At 69.9% G+C, this 14,920-nt stretch carries 13 protein-coding genes and 2 pseudogenes; 7 read left to right on the plus strand and 8 right to left on the minus strand.

What is annotated here, in order from left to right; translation table 11 throughout:
* Positions 1-68 precede the first annotated feature (68 nt).
* Positions 69-482: a Zn-ribbon domain-containing OB-fold protein gene (locus tag OG609_RS17225; RefSeq protein WP_327273627.1), complete on the minus strand. Its 414-nt coding sequence runs from the start codon at positions 480-482 to the stop codon at positions 69-71.
* Positions 483-484: 2 nt separating this feature from the next.
* Entirely contained in the window at positions 485-937 is a 453-nt protein-coding gene (locus OG609_RS17230) for a DoxX family protein (protein ID WP_327273628.1), read from the minus strand.
* Between the two features lie 168 nt (positions 938-1,105).
* On the opposite strand from OG609_RS17230, the gene OG609_RS17235 reads away from it, so the two are divergent.
* Positions 1,106-2,293, plus strand: a complete 1,188-nt coding sequence (locus tag OG609_RS17235; protein ID WP_327273629.1) for a flavin-containing monooxygenase — start codon at positions 1,106-1,108, stop codon at positions 2,291-2,293.
* Positions 2,294-2,328: 35 nt separating this feature from the next.
* Here OG609_RS17235 and OG609_RS17240 read toward each other — a convergent pair whose 3' ends face one another.
* The 4 genes and pseudogenes from OG609_RS17240 to OG609_RS17255 form a co-directional block, all read right to left on the minus strand.
* Complete coding sequence (locus OG609_RS17240) at positions 2,329-2,916, minus strand: Uma2 family endonuclease (RefSeq protein WP_327278084.1); 588 nt, start codon at positions 2,914-2,916, stop codon at positions 2,329-2,331.
* A 49-nt stretch (positions 2,917-2,965) separates the two neighbouring features.
* Positions 2,966-3,867 (minus strand): annotated as a pseudogene (locus OG609_RS17245) (helix-turn-helix domain-containing protein).
* Between the two features lie 581 nt (positions 3,868-4,448).
* Positions 4,449-4,658, minus strand: coding sequence for a DUF397 domain-containing protein (locus tag OG609_RS17250; protein WP_327273630.1), 210 nt, complete (start codon positions 4,656-4,658; stop codon positions 4,449-4,451).
* 5 nt (positions 4,659-4,663) lie between these two features.
* On the minus strand, positions 4,664-5,536 hold the full coding sequence (locus OG609_RS17255; RefSeq protein ID WP_327273631.1) for a helix-turn-helix domain-containing protein: 873 nt from the start codon (positions 5,534-5,536) through the stop codon (positions 4,664-4,666).
* Positions 5,537-5,826: 290 nt separating this feature from the next.
* Here OG609_RS17255 and OG609_RS17260 point away from each other — a divergent pair, with 290 nt between their 5' ends.
* Positions 5,827-6,276, plus strand: coding sequence for a DUF6415 family natural product biosynthesis protein (locus OG609_RS17260; RefSeq protein WP_327273632.1), 450 nt, complete (start codon positions 5,827-5,829; stop codon positions 6,274-6,276).
* A 272-nt stretch (positions 6,277-6,548) separates the two neighbouring features.
* Here the strand turns inward: OG609_RS17260 and OG609_RS17265 are convergent, their stop codons facing one another.
* Positions 6,549-8,234, minus strand: coding sequence for a CocE/NonD family hydrolase (locus OG609_RS17265; RefSeq protein ID WP_442817972.1), 1,686 nt, complete (start codon positions 8,232-8,234; stop codon positions 6,549-6,551).
* A gap of 99 nt (positions 8,235-8,333) precedes the next feature.
* Between OG609_RS17265 and OG609_RS17270 the strand changes: the two genes are divergently transcribed.
* Together OG609_RS17270 and OG609_RS17275 are read left to right on the plus strand one after the other, a co-directional pair.
* The gene (locus OG609_RS17270; protein WP_327278086.1) at positions 8,334-9,050 is read left to right on the plus strand and encodes a TetR/AcrR family transcriptional regulator; all 717 of its coding nucleotides are present in this window, start codon (positions 8,334-8,336) and stop codon (positions 9,048-9,050) included.
* A gap of 379 nt (positions 9,051-9,429) precedes the next feature.
* On the plus strand, positions 9,430-10,413 hold the full coding sequence (locus tag OG609_RS17275; RefSeq protein WP_327273633.1) for an AraC family transcriptional regulator: 984 nt from the start codon (positions 9,430-9,432) through the stop codon (positions 10,411-10,413).
* A 17-nt stretch (positions 10,414-10,430) separates the two neighbouring features.
* Here the strand turns inward: OG609_RS17275 and OG609_RS17280 are convergent, their stop codons facing one another.
* Positions 10,431-11,303 (minus strand): NAD(P)H-binding protein, encoded by an 873-nt coding sequence (locus tag OG609_RS17280; RefSeq protein WP_327273634.1) that lies wholly within the window; start codon positions 11,301-11,303, stop codon positions 10,431-10,433.
* Positions 11,304-11,497: 194 nt separating this feature from the next.
* On the opposite strand from OG609_RS17280, the gene OG609_RS17285 reads away from it, so the two are divergent.
* The 3 genes and pseudogenes from OG609_RS17285 to OG609_RS46195 form a co-directional block, all read left to right on the plus strand.
* Positions 11,498-13,726, plus strand: coding sequence for an acetate--CoA ligase family protein (locus tag OG609_RS17285; RefSeq protein WP_327273635.1), 2,229 nt, complete (start codon positions 11,498-11,500; stop codon positions 13,724-13,726).
* A 67-nt stretch (positions 13,727-13,793) separates the two neighbouring features.
* The gene (locus OG609_RS17290; RefSeq protein WP_327273636.1) at positions 13,794-14,633 is read left to right on the plus strand and encodes an enoyl-CoA hydratase/isomerase family protein; all 840 of its coding nucleotides are present in this window, start codon (positions 13,794-13,796) and stop codon (positions 14,631-14,633) included.
* A 21-nt stretch (positions 14,634-14,654) separates the two neighbouring features.
* Positions 14,655-14,812 (plus strand): annotated as a pseudogene (locus tag OG609_RS46195) (NF041680 family putative transposase); the annotation flags it as partial.
* Positions 14,813-14,920: the final 108 nt, after the last annotated feature.

The following is a 14,920-nucleotide window of genomic DNA, read 5'->3' on the forward strand; positions in this document are numbered from 1 at the left end:
CTGGTCGCAGTCACCGACGAGTGGCTGCGACCAGCACGCGCAAAACGCACTCAGCAGCCTCAGGAACCTCAGCAGTCTCCGGGGTGGAAGACCGGAACGGCCTCTTCCCCCTCCTCCCGACGGAAGGCCACCCGCAGCGCCATGCCGATGGCGAGGCCGGATTCCTCACATCCCACGATCTCCGTCATCATCCGCGGCCCCTCGGCCAGGTCGACGACGGCAGCGGTGTACGGGACGCGGGCACCGAACGGCGGCAGGTCGTTGCGGTGCACGACGGACCAGGTGTAGAGCGTGGCGTCTCCGCTCGCCCGCTCCCAGGTGACGTCCTCGCTCCAGCAGTGCGGGCAGAACTCGCGCGGGTAGTGGTGCGCGCGCCCGCAGGCGCGGCAGCGGCGCAGCAGCAACAGCCCCTGGGCGGCGGCATCCCAGTAGGGGCGGGTGAAGGCGTCGGGCTCGGGGAGGTCGAAACGTACGGCGGCCACGGTCACAGGAAGAGTCCGATCGCTTCGTCGAGGGACCAGGTCTGCCAGGACATCGCGAGCAGCGCGACGAGCGAGATGAGCGCCATCATCGCGTTCTGCCCCTGCTCGGCCCAGTCGTGGATCATCAGCACGAGGTAGAGGAGGTTGAGGAGGAGTCCGGCGACGAGCGCGACAGGGGTGAGAAATCCGGCTACCAGGCCGAGACCCAGGGCGAGTTCGGCGTACACGACGAGATGGGCCATGACCTTCGGGCGCGGAGCGACGATCCGCTGGAAACCGGTACGCACGGCCGTCCACCGGTGCTTGCCCGCCACGTCCGCGGCCCAGGCGATGCCCGTACCGCGCTCGAACCAGCCCTTCTTGTCCTTGTGCCGCCAGCTCTCCAGCCACCACAGGCCGAGGCCTATCCGGAGGACGGCGAGCCACTCGGCGCTGCCGAGCCAGATCGTCTGCATGGGGCCTCCCGCTCCTGAATCTGACGGTACGTCAGTTCACCTGATGGCGAAGACTTGCGCAAGGGGCGCGCAGGAGGCATGCAAGAGCCACACACCCGTGATCAATTCGCAACCGATTCCGGTCTTGTCCGAGACCCATCAAGTAAGCGCGCGATTACGCTCCGACTCATGCCCGACAGCGCACCTACCGCCGGTAGCCCCACCCCGGCCCGTATCGACCTCACCGAGGGCCGGCCCGTGTACGTCATCGGTGGTGGCCCGGGCGGTCTCGCCGCCGCGGCGGCCCTGCGCGAGCAGGGGGTACGGGCGGTGGTGCTGGAGAAGTCCGAGAACGTGGGCGCGTCCTGGCGCCGCCACTACGACCGGCTGCACCTCCACACGACCCGGCGCCGGTCCGCGCTGCCGGGACTCGCGATGCCACGCCGGTTCGGACGCTGGGTGGCCAGGGACGATGTGGTGTGCTATCTGGAGAAGTACGTCGAGCACCACGAGCTGGAAGTGGTGACGGGCGTCGAGGTGTCCCGGATCGACCGGGCCCCCGACGGAGCCGGCTGGCAGCTGACCGCGACCGGCGGCCGGATGCTGACCGGCCGGGCCGTTGTCGTCGCCACCGGCTACAACCACACCCCGCGCATCCCCGACTGGTCCGGCCGCGACACCTTCACCGGCGACCTGGTGCACGCCTCCGGCTACCGCGATCCCGCCCCGTACGCGGGCAGGGACGTCCTTGTCGTCGGCATCGGCAACACGGGCGCCGAGATCGCCGCCGACCTGGTGGAGGGCGGGGCGTCCCGGGTTCGGATCGCCGTGCGCACCGTGCCGCACATCGTGCGCCGCTCGACGGCGGGCTGGCCCGCGCAGGCGACCGGCATCCTGGTCCGCAGGCTGCCGGTCCGGCTGGTCGACCGGGCCGGGCGCCTGATGGCCAGGATCGCCGTGCCGGACCTCGCCACCCAGGGCCTCCCACGCCCGGACACCGGCCTGTACTCACGGGTCAAGGACGGGGCTATTCCGGTGCAGGACGTGGGGCTGATCGACGCGGTGAAGAGCGGCCGGGTGGTGCCGGTGGCGGCCGTCGAGTCGTTCGACAAGGACGTGGTGGTGCTGGCCGACGGGGACGGGATCACCCCGGACGCGGTGATCGCGGCAACCGGCTACCGGCGGGCCCTGGAGGGGCTGGTCGGCCACCTCGGCGTACTGGACGCACGGGGCCGCCCGGTGGTGCACGGCGGCCGCACGCCCAAGCAGGCACCCGGCCTGTACTTCACCGGCTTCACCAACCCGATCAGCGGCATGCTGCGCGAACTGGCCCTGGACGCACAGAAGATCGCCAAGAGGCTGGCGCGCACCGGCTGACTGTTCGGGGCCGGGCGGGTGCCTCGGCGCGGGCGTCAGGCGTAACGCGGGAGCGCGTCGGTCGAGATCGTCCACTCGCCGATGGTGACGTCCTCGCCGTACACGAAGTCCTTGCGGATCGCGTATCGCGGACCTTCCGGCGTCGGGTGAATCTCGGAGAGGACGGCACCCGTGCCCGTGCGGGGATCGAAGATCGCGTAGATGGGGACACCGAGCAGTGGGTAGTCCCGCATCTTGCTCACCCAGTCGTTGTCCGGATTGGACTGGGAGACGACTTCGACGGCGGCGATGAGCGTACGGGGGTCGAAGGATCCCTGCCCCTCCATGTCGGCCTCGGCGATCACCATGATGTCGGGGTGGCGCATGATGCCTTCCGGCGCCCCTTCGACATCAGGCGTCCCCGTATGCGCCACGATCTCGTCCGGCATCGACTTCTCCAGGCGACGGCTCACCCGGGCAGCGGTCAGCTCATGGGGACGCCCCGGGGCCATCATGTCGTGCACGATCCCTTCTTTGGTGATCTCGAACTTTCCGGGAACGTCATCCTGCATCTGCTCGACGATGTCGCGCATGGCCCGGTAGCGGATCGAGTCCCGCTGGGCATCGTCCGGGGCATTGACCATGGCGTGCGCTCCTCGTCTGTGCCCGGGGGCAAGGGTCGTCACGTTCATGCTAGGCGGCCTCCTTCAGGTCGGATCGGCACTCGCGGCAGTGGCCCGGCTCCGGGGCTCGGAAGGCCCGGTCGCAACCGTCACAGTTCTGAAGCGGCTCGGGGCGTGGCGCGGCTTCCCGAACCGGGGCGGTGGGCAGTGGGGGCGGCAGGAGGGTGGTGAGGCGGTGGGCGAGGAGGCCCGCCGGGTGGGTCAGCGGCTCGGGCAGGTCGGCGACGAGAGTGCGGCGTACGGCGTCGGGGTGGGCATCGCGTTCGAGCCAGGCGGCGACGGCGGGGGCCAGTCGGCGGACGTCGCCCTCGGCCAGCAACAGTCGGGGCTCGTGACGGCGCAGGCCCGCGAGGAGGTCGGTGGCCGCGCGGTGGCGGTCGAGGTCGGGGACCTGCGGCTGGGGAAGCGACGGGCGCGGTACGGGTGTGGGGGTGTTCTCCGAACCGGCGGGGGCACGGGGGCCTTCTCCGGTACGGGCGCAGGGGCCGGTGCGGGCGTCGGGGCCGGAGGCTCGGGGGCCGGGCGGACGGGCCTGGGCCGAGGTTCGGGCGCTGCGGCAGGGCTCGCATCGGTGGTGGGCTGGTTGTAGGAGACCGTGCGGGTGACGACCCGGCCGCTGGGGATGCGCTCCCGGGTGCGCTTCAGGTAGCCGTGGGCTTCCAGTTCGCGCAGGGCGGCGGCGATCCGGGCCTCGCTCTCCGGAAAGCGGTCGGCGAGGAACCTGATGCCGATCCTGAATCCGTCGGGCAGCGACTGGATGTGGGCGGCGAGCCCGATCGCAGTGAGGGACAGCTCACCGTGTTGGGTGAGGTGGTTGCCGACGACCGTGAAGCGGCTGGTGTGCGGGGTGTTGATGTGTACGACACCGGATGACAGGGCGCGCGAGGGCGCGCTAATCTGCGGGGTATCCATCGGGAAGCTCCTACTTCCTCGGTGGTCAGGCCCTCGATCAGGATTGCTGTCCTGGCCGGGGGCCGTCGCATGTCTGTGGTTGTGGGGGCGAGCTTATGCCAGCCAACCAGTCCGGAATCCAGTCGAGTTGGCAAACCTCACCCGTGTGAGTGACGGGAGGCAGGGTGGGGTTGGGAAGGGTGATTTCCCCGGTTCTTGGATCTTTTGATGTCGTGCACGACCGCGTCGCGGCCCGCCGTGTCTTGGGCCACCGGGTCGTGACTGCCGCGACCCGGTGGAGGCGGTCACGGTACGAGGTCGAGCTCGGCCCAGAGACCCATCACCGCCAGTGATGACCCGAGCAACAAACCCGGGACTTCAGTACCGGGTCAGGGCAACACCGAACCCAGTGAACCTATGCAGTCACAGCGCTGGCCCCGCAGGAACCCTACGAACATCGCACTCGCGAGCAGTTCACGGCGTACGGCATGACCCGCATCGAGGACTCCACGGACGAGGAACTCACTTTGGGCACCTGCCGGTCCCCTGACGCAACGAAGGCCCCTGCCAGCCTTCCACAGGAGCCTTCTTGCCAGGCGTCATCAGGCAACGGTGTCGCTGACTTTGACCTCATCGACGAACGCGAGCCAGGCGGCGGCAGGGAAGACGCAGACCCCCTGCTCCGGGTCCTTGGAGTCGCGGACGGCCATCCTTGATCCGTCCAGCCGGGCGCCCTCAACGCATTGCCCCCCCTGGTCATTGCTGTAGCTGGACCTGAACCAGTGCGCACCGGCCGGCGCGTGAGTGGTCATGTGAATCAGTGCTCCTTGATCGCTTCTCTAATCATGCCAAGAGACTCTTGAGGTCCCACAGCAAGAATCTGGAGGTCGGTGAACGCCTCTTCGTACAGGCCCACGTCGGCGCGCCGCCGAGTGACCGACGCACCACCAAGGTTCTCCAGGTAGACGATGGGGTGCGCATCGTCGAATCGGAGCAAGGTGAAGGCCCCGTTCATACCGGGATGGGCGCCCGCCCTGAAGGGGATGACTTGAACCCGCACTGACGGCTGTGTGGCCACCTCTGCCAGGTGCTCTATCTGAGCACGCATGACAGCCGGTGCCCCAACCTGACGGTACAAAACCGACTCGTTGATGACCGCTGCAAACTTGAGGGGTCCCAATTCGCGGTGAAGCGCCTCTTGTCGCGTCATCCGAACCGCCACGAGTCTGTCGATCTCGTCGGCGGCAAGCCTCTCGTGTGCGCGCTGGTGAATCGCTCGGACGTAGTCCTCTGTCTGGAGAAGACCGGGAACGAACTCGCCCTCGTAGTTGTGCAGTGCCGCAGCCGTGGCCTCCAGTCCCAAGTACGCCTTGAACGTCGGCGCGATGGCCGGCCTGTACTCCGGTGACTGCCACCAGTCCTTCTTGGTTTTGATCACGGCCGCATACCCGAGCAGCAAGGCCCGCTTCTCAGGGGTTGCTTGATAGATCTCGCAGAGCGCCATTACGTCTGCTGTCTCCACCACTGCGTTCTCACCCGTCTCCAGCCTCGTCAGCTTCGATGGGCTACAGATCAGAGTGCGAACCACCTGGGTCGACGTGAGTCCGGCTTCCTGCCGGAGCTGCCGGAGCTCGCGGCCTAACTGAAGGCGACAGAGGGCGGGCGTCGCAGACTCCACATCCGTGATCATCTTCTGCCTCCCAGGGCGTGTTACCCAGTGTGATGGAAAATGTCCCGCTGCCGCAAGGAGCCTTCTGCGTCACAGCAGAAGGCTCCACTGGAGAGCATGAACACACTGCTGCAGCACAGGACTTCGCGCAGAAAGTCACTCGCAGAAAACCGCTGCAGCACTTCCACGGTATCGGCAGCGCTGTCACGATTACTAGCAGTTGCCTGCCCAAAGCACCGCGCGACTGACAAATCGCAGCCCACCCCTGCGCGCACACCCCTCCCCCATGCCCCCAGGGCCAGGAGCCCCCCATGAAGGACCTCATGAACAGTCGGCCATTGGGACCGGCCGCGAACGCCGTTGGTCCCAGCGCAACCGACGTCCCCCTGGACGTCGAAACCGCGCATCAAGCAGCCGATGGCGCCCTCAAACTCCAGCTCGGTACCACCACCCGTCAAGAGATCGACGAGTGGACGTCTGAGCTGCGAGGGCGCATCCGCCTCTTCGCCGAAGAGACCCTCGAACGCGAGCAGACCACTGCAACGCGCGCCACCCGATGGGAGGTTGACCAGCTCCTCGCGGCTGCACCAGGAGACGGCATCCTCGTCTTCAGCGCCTACCAGCACCTGCGCGACCTCGCCCGCATGCTGCGACGGCTGGCCGCCGAGCACCGGAAGCAGACGGAGACTGCCGACACCGCTCCCCTCCCCGTTCGCTTCGCGCCGGAACACAAAGCCATGCCTCCGGAGGACGGGACGTGAGCGAACTCTCCCGGCAGATCGCGTACATCATCAGCCTCAGCGTCCTCGGCGGCTCGCTGGTCGTGGCGGTGCTGCGATGAAGTCCCCGCTGCGTCACGCGAACCTCAACCACGTGGGCCGCCACAGGTTCCGCGCTTCTCTCCCCGCCGGCGGAGGCTGCGGCCCTTGGGCAACCCGGACGCCGTTGACCTGGACGGGCGATGGGGACGGCGCGGAGGAGTGGGCCGGGCCTGGCGGCCCGGCCCGTCAGCCGTTTCCCGCAGGCCCGAGAATCACGTGAGCCCGGAGCTGCGGGGAAGCATCAATGCCGAGTCCGTGTGGAGTGCGATGCGCACCGGTGCGAAGGTGGTGGCGTCCACCGGCGGCTCCCCGGTGCCGGGATTGCGGGCGTAGCGCGGATGGGCGCCTCCGCTGATCTGCCAGCGTATGCGGTGACCGACGGCGAAGCGATGGGCGGTGGAGCTCATCGGCACGGTGACCTGCGACTGCACATGTTCAGTCGTCCGAAGCCGGCCCAGTCCGTCACAGATGTTGACGGAGTGGCCTTGTGGGTCCACGTCGCACAGGCGGGTGAAGACGTCGGCGTGGCCGGTGTCCGTGGAGATGCTCAGCCGAGCGGAGACTGGGCCCAGAATGTCCAGGGGCTCGGTCAGTGGGGGGCTGGTGAATGTCAGGACGTCGTCTCGAGCTTCCAGGGTGCTGTTGTCGCGTGGGCCGGCGGTGCGGGAGAGCAGTGGGCCGCCGAGGGACGGGGTGGGGTCGGCCGGGTCGTAGCGCAATGACGTCAGGGGTGCGGAGTCCGTGGAGGCCTGCTGGGTGAGATGCCCGCCGGAGATGGGGTACCACGAGGTGGCAGCCGCGGCCGGCGGCCACTCGTCGAGGTCCCGCCAGGCGTTTTCGCCGCCGATGTGCATGCGCACCGCGGTCGGGCGCAGGCCGGAGGGGTCGGCGCACAGGTGCGCGCGCAGCCACGCGAGGCTCTCGGCGAACACCTCGGGCCACCCCTGTTGCAGGGCGGAGGTGTGGGTCCAGGGGCCGACGAGCAGAGCGGTCTCGCAGTCGGCCTGACGCAGCCGGTCATGCTGCTCGAAGGTCTGGTCGACCAGCGCGTCATGCCATCCGGTGATCAGACTCGTGGGCACGCTGAGCCGCTCCGCCGGCTCCGCCAGCGACGCGCCGTGCCAGTACGCGTCCTTGGGGTCCGGGTGCGTCATGACGTCGTCCAGCCAGGGCACCTCGCCCCCGAGGGCGGACACGTACGCCCCGCGCAAGGGCTGCGCGGTGGTGACGTCACGCAGGCGGCGCTGAAGACGCAGCGTCGCCCTCAGGAACGGTCCCATGCCCTGGTGCTGGTAGGTCATGCCCATACCGACGGCGAGGGCGTTCTCCAGGCGTAGCGCACCGTCCGCGTGGAACAGGGCGTAGGGATCGTGCAGGCCCACCTGCACCACCATTGCCTTCAGTTCCGGCGGCGGGTCCAGGGCAAGGGCCCATTGCACGTAGCCCAGGTAACTGGGGCCGACGGTCCCCAGCGTTCCGTTGAACCAGGGCTGCTCGCGCAGCCACGACACCGTGGCCTGCCCGTCGGCGGCCTCGTTGCGCCACAGGTCGAACGCACCGCCCGAACCGCCGGTACCGCGGCAGCTCTGCAGGACCACGTGAAAGCCCTGTTCGGCGAAGAGCAGGCCGTACTGGGGAGACCACGGCAGGCCGCGGCCATAAGGGGAGCGGACCAGGAGGGTTGGGAAGTCGCCCTCCGCACGCGGGAAGTAGTGATCAGTGATCAACGGGCTGCTGTCGGCGGCCGGCACCACCAGCCCCGGTTCCCATCCGACCTCATGCCGTTTCGCCGGCAGGCCCCGCCAGGTCGCTCTCATCATCCGTGAGGACAGCGGCGGTTTTCCGGCAGGTGGCACCCAGGCCGGTCCGGCCACAGCGTCGGGCGTGCGTGGTGGCATCGTTCCCCTCCTCTATTCAGTACAGTGTACGAGAATAGAGGATGCTTGGATGACCTTCGCAAGAGCCGCCTCGACAAACAGGTGAAGGAGCGCGAGACCGTGTCCCGTGACGGGGGGTCCGGCGCCGCAGGCGTCGACCCCGAACAGCTCTGGCTGCGTCCCACCGAGCCCCGCAGGGGCCGCAGGCCCTCCTTCAGCCGGGAGGAGATCACCGTGGCAGCCGTCACCCTGGCGGACGCCGAAGGGCTCGAAGCGGTCACCATGCGGCGGGTGGCCGCCGAGGTCGGAGCCGGTGCCATGTCGCTCTACAGCTACGCCCCTGACAAGGGGACACTGCTGGAACTGATGGTCGACCACGTCAGCGGCGAACTGACGGCCACGGACCCACCCAGCGGCGACTGGCGTGCCGATCTGAAGACCATCGCCCACCTGCAGCGCGCACACATGCTGCGCCACCCCTGGCTGCCCGCCGCCTTGTCCACCCGTCGCGTTCCGGGCCCCAACACGCTGGCCTTCCTGGAACACGCGCTCGCAGTCCTGCGGCCCACCGGACTGGACGGTGCGGCGAAGCTGGAGGCTTTCGCCCAGCTCACCGCTTTCGTGGCCGGACACGTCGCCCACGAGATCGCGCAGGCCGCAGCCTCACAATCCCCGGACCGGGCCGCAGCCGAGGCCCGCTACCTCGCCGCTGTCGCTGCCGACGGCTGCCACCCGGAACTCGCCGAGACCCTTTCCGCCCCCGGACGCACCCTCACCCCCGAAGCCACTTTCACCCGGTTCCTCAACCGCCTGATCGACGGCCTCGACACCGACTGATCCCACGCACCTGTTACCGCGTCCCGCCCGCGGCACTCCGAGGAACAAACCGTCGGCCTCTCCAAGACCCCGGCCGCGACGAAGGCTGCCGCCGGTTGCGTTTTCGGCGGTTGACCGGCTACCTGCCGATCCCTGCTCGGCGAACGGCTGCTGCCCGGGGGTGCCGTCAATAAGTTGCTCACATGAGCGGTGACGCGAGAGCAACGGCGGCTTTGCAGGATTCGGCGGTGTCTTGTCGCAGCCCCCGTAGCGCTCGGGAGCATCCCGCCGGGCGCCCCCGCGTACGGGTCTGCCGGCCGGAGCGCCACTGCGCACCGCGCGCCTGTGTACGGCACCGCCGAACGCCCGGTCCGCCGCCCCGTCTGCGTACCGTTGACGCATGGACGTGTTCGACGAGTTGTTGCGTGGTGTGCGGGGGAAGGGGGCGGTCTTCGGCCGCTCGGTGCTGTGGCCGCCATGGTCGCTGAGGTTCACGGACGGCGCGTATCTGACCCTGTGCGTGCCGCTGCGCGGCGAGGGCTGGATCGTCCCGGAGGGCGGGGACGGGGGCCGGAGCGGCGACGGTACGGCGCGCCGGGTGCGGATCGGCGAGGCGGCGATCGTACGGGGCCCGGCTCCGTTCGTCTTCACCGGCGACCCGGCCACGGACACGAGTACGGGTACGGATACGGGTGCGTCCGTACGCGAGGTGCGCTGGGACACCGAGCCCGGAGCCGACCCGGCACCGCCGGACGAACTCAGCGGCCCCACCGTGCTGCTGGCCGCCACCTACGACGTGCACGCCGAGGTTCCGCGACGGCTGCTCCGGGTCCTTCCTCCGGTGCTCGTCGTGCCGGACGAAGAGGACTGTTCGCCGCTGCGCGACTATCTGGAGACGCAGATCGGCAGGGCGCGGCCGGGCCGGCAGATCGTGCTGGACCGGCTGCTGGACTGGCTGCTGGTGTGCACGCTGCGCGACTGGTTCGACCGCCCGGAGGCGGCCCCGCCCATGTGGTACCGCGCTCTCGGCGACGAGGTGGCGGGCCCGGCGCTGCGTGCCATGCACGAGGAGCCGGCGCATCCGTGGACGACGGCGGAGCTGGCCGCACGGGCCGGGGTCTCGCGCACCACGTTCGCGAAACGGTTCACCGAACTGGTCGGGGAGGGCCCGGTGGCGTATCTGACGGAATGGCGCATGACGCTCGCCGCCGATCTGCTGAGCCGCCAGGACCTGACGGTGGCGGCGGTGGCCCGCCGGGTGGGGTACGCCGACGCGTTCGGCTTCAGCGCCGCGTTCAAACGGGTCCGGGGCGTCAGCCCGAGCGCGTACCGCCGCGAGCCCGCGGTACGGGGCGAACCGGACCGGGAGGCCCCGGCAGGCTGACGCCGCCTCCCCCGGGCTCAGCCGGTCCAGGCGCCCGCGTCGTCCGCCTTGCGCACGAACGTACCGAAGTCCCGCGGCGGGCGCCCCAGCGCACGCTGCACTCCGTCGACGACCGGAGCCTCCCGGCTCGTACGGATCGGCTTCATCGCGTCCGTCCACAGCGCCGCTTCCTCGGGGGACATCCCCTGGGCGACCAGTCCCGCCACGAACTCCTGCTCGGGGACCGGGACGTACCCGGCCCGCCGCCCGGTGACCTTCGCGATCTCGGCCAGCGCGTCGTCGACGGTGAGCGCCCGCGGTCCGGACAGCTCGTACACCTGACCCTCGTGGCCGGGCCGGGTGAGCGCGGCGACAGCGACGTCCGCGATGTCGTCCGCGTCGACGAACGCGGCGGCCCCGTCCCCGGCGGGCAGCGCCAGCTCATCGCCCATCACCCCGTCGCGGAAGACTCCCTCGCTGAAGTTCTGCGCGAACCAGCCGGGCCGCAGGATCGTCCACGGCACCCCCGAGGCCCGCACCGCGATCTCCCCCTCCATGTGCGGTCCCGTCCCGTCGTAGGAGTCCCCAAAATACCCCGGCACGTCGGCGCCCCGGGCGGACAGCAGCACCAGCCTCCCGACCCCGCTCGCCACGGCCTGCTCCACCAGCGCGGGGGTCCGGGAGGGAGCGAGGTCCAGCGGAACGATGTACGCCGCCGCGACCCCCTCCAGCGCCGCGCCCCAGGTCCCCCGGTCGTCCCAGTCGAACGGTGTCTCCCCGGACCGCGAAGCCACCCGCGTCTCCACCCCTTGTTCCCGCAGCCGTTCCACGACCCTGCGTCCGGTCTTGCCGGTACCTCCGACGACGAGTACGGGCCGGTCTGTACGAGTGTTCTGTGCTTCCTGTGTCATACGAGAAGCCTGTCCCGGCGCCCCGCACGCGGGCCATGTCCCGGAATCCGGAGTGGATGTCCATGCGTCCGGATCAGCCTTTGCCTGCATACCCATTCCTGACGGGCCGTCAGTTCAGTAACCTGACAGAGCGTCAGCTTTCGGCTGGCCGGGCACGAGCACCCGACGGACTTCGAGCAGGAGTGGGCGGAACGATGCTTGGATCGACTCACGGCACCCTCACCACCGACTTCCGCGCCAGGGTGGTGGCCTGCGGCGAAGAGCCGCATGCCATCGTCCACAGCATGGCGGCCGCCGCCGCGGAGGGCGATCTCGATGTCAGCGGCCGCCCGCTGCACGCGCCCGTGCCGGATCTGGACCGGTTCTTCCGGCCCGAGTCCGTCGCCGTGATCGGCGCGTCCGACACCGAAGGGCGGCCCAATACCGGGATCACCCGGCAGCTGATCGGCTGGGCCGAGCGGGTCGGGGCGCGGCTGTATCCCGTTCATCCCAGCCGGGAGTCCGTGTTCGGGCGGGCCTGTTCTCCTTCCGTCGCGGACCTGCCGGAGCAGGTCGATCTGGCCGTGCTGCTGGTCGGTGATCCGCTCCCGGTGATCGAGGAACTCGCGCAGTCCAAGGTGAAGTTCGCCGTGGCCTTCGCCTCCGGGTTCGCCGAGACCGGTGAGGAGGGCGCCGCCGCCCAGGCGCGACTGGCCGCGGCCGTGGAGCGGTCCGGGCTGCGGCTGCTCGGGCCGAACACCAACCTCAACGCCTTCGAGGAGTTCCGGGACGATCTGGACGGACCGGCCATCGCACTGATCACTCAGTCCGGTCACCAGGGCCGCCCCGTCTACACCCTTCAGGAGCTGGGCGTGCGGCTCTCGCACTGGGCGCCCACGGGCAACGAGGCGGATCTGGAGACCGCCGACTTCATCTCGTACTTCTCGCAGCGCCCGGAGGTCGGGGCCATCGCCTGTTACGTGGAGGGGCTCAAGGACGGGCGCTCCTTTCTGCTGGCCGCGGACCGGGCGGCGCGGGCCGGCGTTCCGGTGGTGGCGGTCAAGGTGGGGCGTACGGAGACGGGAGCCCGGATGGCCGCCTCACACACCGGCAAGCTGACCGGCGCCGACCAGGTGGTGGACGCGGCGATGCGGCAGTTCGGCGTGATCCGGGTGGACGGGCTCGACGAACTCCAGGACACCGCGGCCCTGCTGGCCCGGGCACGGAAGCCGCAGGCCGACGGGGTCGTCGTCTATTCGATCTCGGGCGGCACGGGCGCGCACTTCTCGGACCTGGCGACCGGCGCGGGGCTGAAGATCCCCACCCTGTCCGAGGAGAAGCAGCGCGAGCTGCACGAGTGGATCCCCGGCTATCTGAACGTGGCGAACCCGGTCGACAACGGCGGCCACCCGGTCGGCGACTGGCGCGGCCGGAAGATCATCGACGCGATCCTCGCCGACCCCGCCGTCGGGGTGCTGATCTGTCCGATCACCGGCCCCTTCCCCCCGATGAGCGACAGGCTCGCGCAGGACCTGGTGGACGCGGCGGAGGCCACGGACAAGCTGGTGTGCGTGGTGTGGGGATCGCCCGTCGGTACGGAGGACGCGTACCGCACGACGCTGCTCGGCTCGTCCCGCGTCGCCACCTTCCGTACCTTCGGCAATTGCATCACCGCGGTGAAGGCCTATCTGGACCACCACCGGTTCGTAGCCTCCTACCGCTCCCCCTTCGACGAGGCGCCGCGCACGCCGTCGCCCTCGTTCCGCAAGGCGCAGGCACTGATGCGCCCGGGCCACCAGTTGAGCGAGCACGCGGCGAAGCAGCTGCTGCGCGCGTACGGAATCCGCGTCCCGCGCGAGCAGTTGGTGACCAGCGCCGCGGCGTCCGTCCGGGCCGCGGGGCTGGTCGGCTACCCGGTCGTCATGAAGGCGTCGGGCGCCCGGCTCGCGCACAAGACCGAGCTGGGTCTGGTCAAGGTCGGGCTCACCTCCGCCAGCCAGGTACGCGACGCCTACCGCGAACTGACCGACATCGCACGGTACGAGGGCGTCGAGCTGGACGGCATCCTGGTCTGCCAGATGGTCGAGCGGGGCGTCGAGATGATGGTGGGTGTCACGCAGGACGCGCTGTTCGGGCCGACGGTGACGGTCGGGCTCGGCGGCGTACTGGTCGAGGTGCTGCACGACGCGGCGGTACGCGTGCCGCCTTTCGGCGAGGACCAGGCGCGGTCGATGCTGGCCGAACTGCGCGGCCGGGCCCTGCTGGAGGGCGTACGCGGCGGTCCGCCGGTGGATGTGGACGCGCTCGTCGAGGTCGTGCTGCGGGTGCAGCGGATGGCGCTGGAACTGGGCGACGACCTCTCCGAGCTGGACATCAACCCGCTGATGGTGCTGGGGCGGGGGCAGGGCGCGGTCGCGCTGGACGCGCTCGCCGTCTGCCGCTGACCGGTCACCCCGCCGACCGCCTCGACGGCCGCGCCACCGGCCGACCCACCTACCCAGGAGCTGCCTCATGCCGTCCTCCCCCGAAGACACCACCGAGTCCACCGAGTCCACCGACCCGCTTGACTCATTGGTACTCCACGCCACTGACAACGGCGTCTCCTGGATCACGCTCAACCGCCCCGAAGCGATGAACGCCGTCACCTGGGACCAGCGGGAACGCGTCATCGCCCTGCTCACCGAGGCCTCCGCCGACCCGGCTGTCCGGGCCGTCGTCCTCACCGCCACCGGCCGCGGCTTCTGCGCGGGCGCCGACCTGCGCGGCGCCCCGACGACGGGCGACCGGGTGCCGGGCGATGTCGCCCGTACGATCCGGCTCGGCGCTCAGCGCCTGACCGCCGCGGTCCTGGACTGCGAGAAGCCGGTGATCGCGGCCGTCAACGGCACTGCTGCCGGCCTCGGCGCCCACCTCGCGTTCGCCTGCGATCTGGTGCTGGCCGCCGACTCGGCGAAGTTCATCGAGGTGTTCGTACGCCGCGGCCTCGTACCGGACGGCGGTGGCGCATACCTGCTGCCGCGCCTGATCGGCCCGCAGCGCGCCAAGGAGCTGATGTTCTTCGGCGACTCGCTCCCGGCGAGGGAGGCGGAGCGTCTGGGTCTGGTCAACCGGGTGGTCCCGGACGAGGAACTCACGGCGACGGCCCGCGCGTGGGCCCAGCGCCTGGCCGACGGCCCGACCCGCGCGATCGCCCTCACCAAGCAGCTGGTGAACGCCTCCCTGGACTCCGACCGCGCGACGGCGTTCGCGGCCGAAGCGATGGCCCAGGAGGTCAACATGACGACGCAGGACGCCAACGAGGGCGTGGCGAGCTTCGTTGAACGGCGTACACCGAAGTACCGGGGGCTGTGAGCGGCCCCGGAAGCCCTCTGGCGTCCCTCCGACCTTGAACACACCTTCAGAATGATCAAGCGGACACTGGGGGCTGGACCCGCCCGAAACTCCGCACCCCACAGGCAGCCGACCGCTGGACCTGGCTGATCAACGCCGCCCACACCCGACTCCGCCTCGCCCGGCCCTGGCAGGTCGATCGGCTCGAAGAACTTGACACGCACCGAACTCGGTGGACAGAGGGTGCCTGGTGATCTCGCGGCGTGGCCCCGCTTGACCTTGACACAGTGACAAGGTCTTCACTGTGT

The sequence above is a fragment of the Streptomyces sp. NBC_01224 genome (assembly GCF_036002945.1).
GTDB lineage: Bacteria > Actinomycetota > Actinomycetes > Streptomycetales > Streptomycetaceae > Streptomyces.

What these genes read in the sequence shown, in the direction of transcription:
- OG609_RS17265 (WP_442817972.1), bottom strand. Translation starts at nt 8,234, where the DNA reads ATGCCACCACGCACGCCCGACGCTGTGGCCGGACCGGCCTGGGTGCCA.
- OG609_RS17235 (WP_327273629.1), top strand. Translation starts at nt 1,106, where the DNA reads ATGCCCGACAGCGCACCTACCGCCGGTAGCCCCACCCCGGCCCGTATC.
- OG609_RS17250 (WP_327273630.1), bottom strand. Translation starts at nt 4,658, where the DNA reads ATGACCACTCACGCGCCGGCCGGTGCGCACTGGTTCAGGTCCAGCTAC.
- OG609_RS17275 (WP_327273633.1), top strand. Translation starts at nt 9,430, where the DNA reads ATGGACGTGTTCGACGAGTTGTTGCGTGGTGTGCGGGGGAAGGGGGCG.
- OG609_RS17230 (WP_327273628.1), bottom strand. Translation starts at nt 937, where the DNA reads ATGCAGACGATCTGGCTCGGCAGCGCCGAGTGGCTCGCCGTCCTCCGG.
- OG609_RS17285 (WP_327273635.1), top strand. Translation starts at nt 11,498, where the DNA reads ATGCTTGGATCGACTCACGGCACCCTCACCACCGACTTCCGCGCCAGG.
- OG609_RS17240 (WP_327278084.1), bottom strand. Translation starts at nt 2,916, where the DNA reads ATGGTCAATGCCCCGGACGATGCCCAGCGGGACTCGATCCGCTACCGG.
- OG609_RS17280 (WP_327273634.1), bottom strand. Translation starts at nt 11,303, where the DNA reads ATGACACAGGAAGCACAGAACACTCGTACAGACCGGCCCGTACTCGTC.
- OG609_RS17290 (WP_327273636.1), top strand. Translation starts at nt 13,794, where the DNA reads ATGCCGTCCTCCCCCGAAGACACCACCGAGTCCACCGAGTCCACCGAC.
- OG609_RS17260 (WP_327273632.1), top strand. Translation starts at nt 5,827, where the DNA reads ATGAAGGACCTCATGAACAGTCGGCCATTGGGACCGGCCGCGAACGCC.
- OG609_RS17255 (WP_327273631.1), bottom strand. Translation starts at nt 5,536, where the DNA reads ATGATCACGGATGTGGAGTCTGCGACGCCCGCCCTCTGTCGCCTTCAG.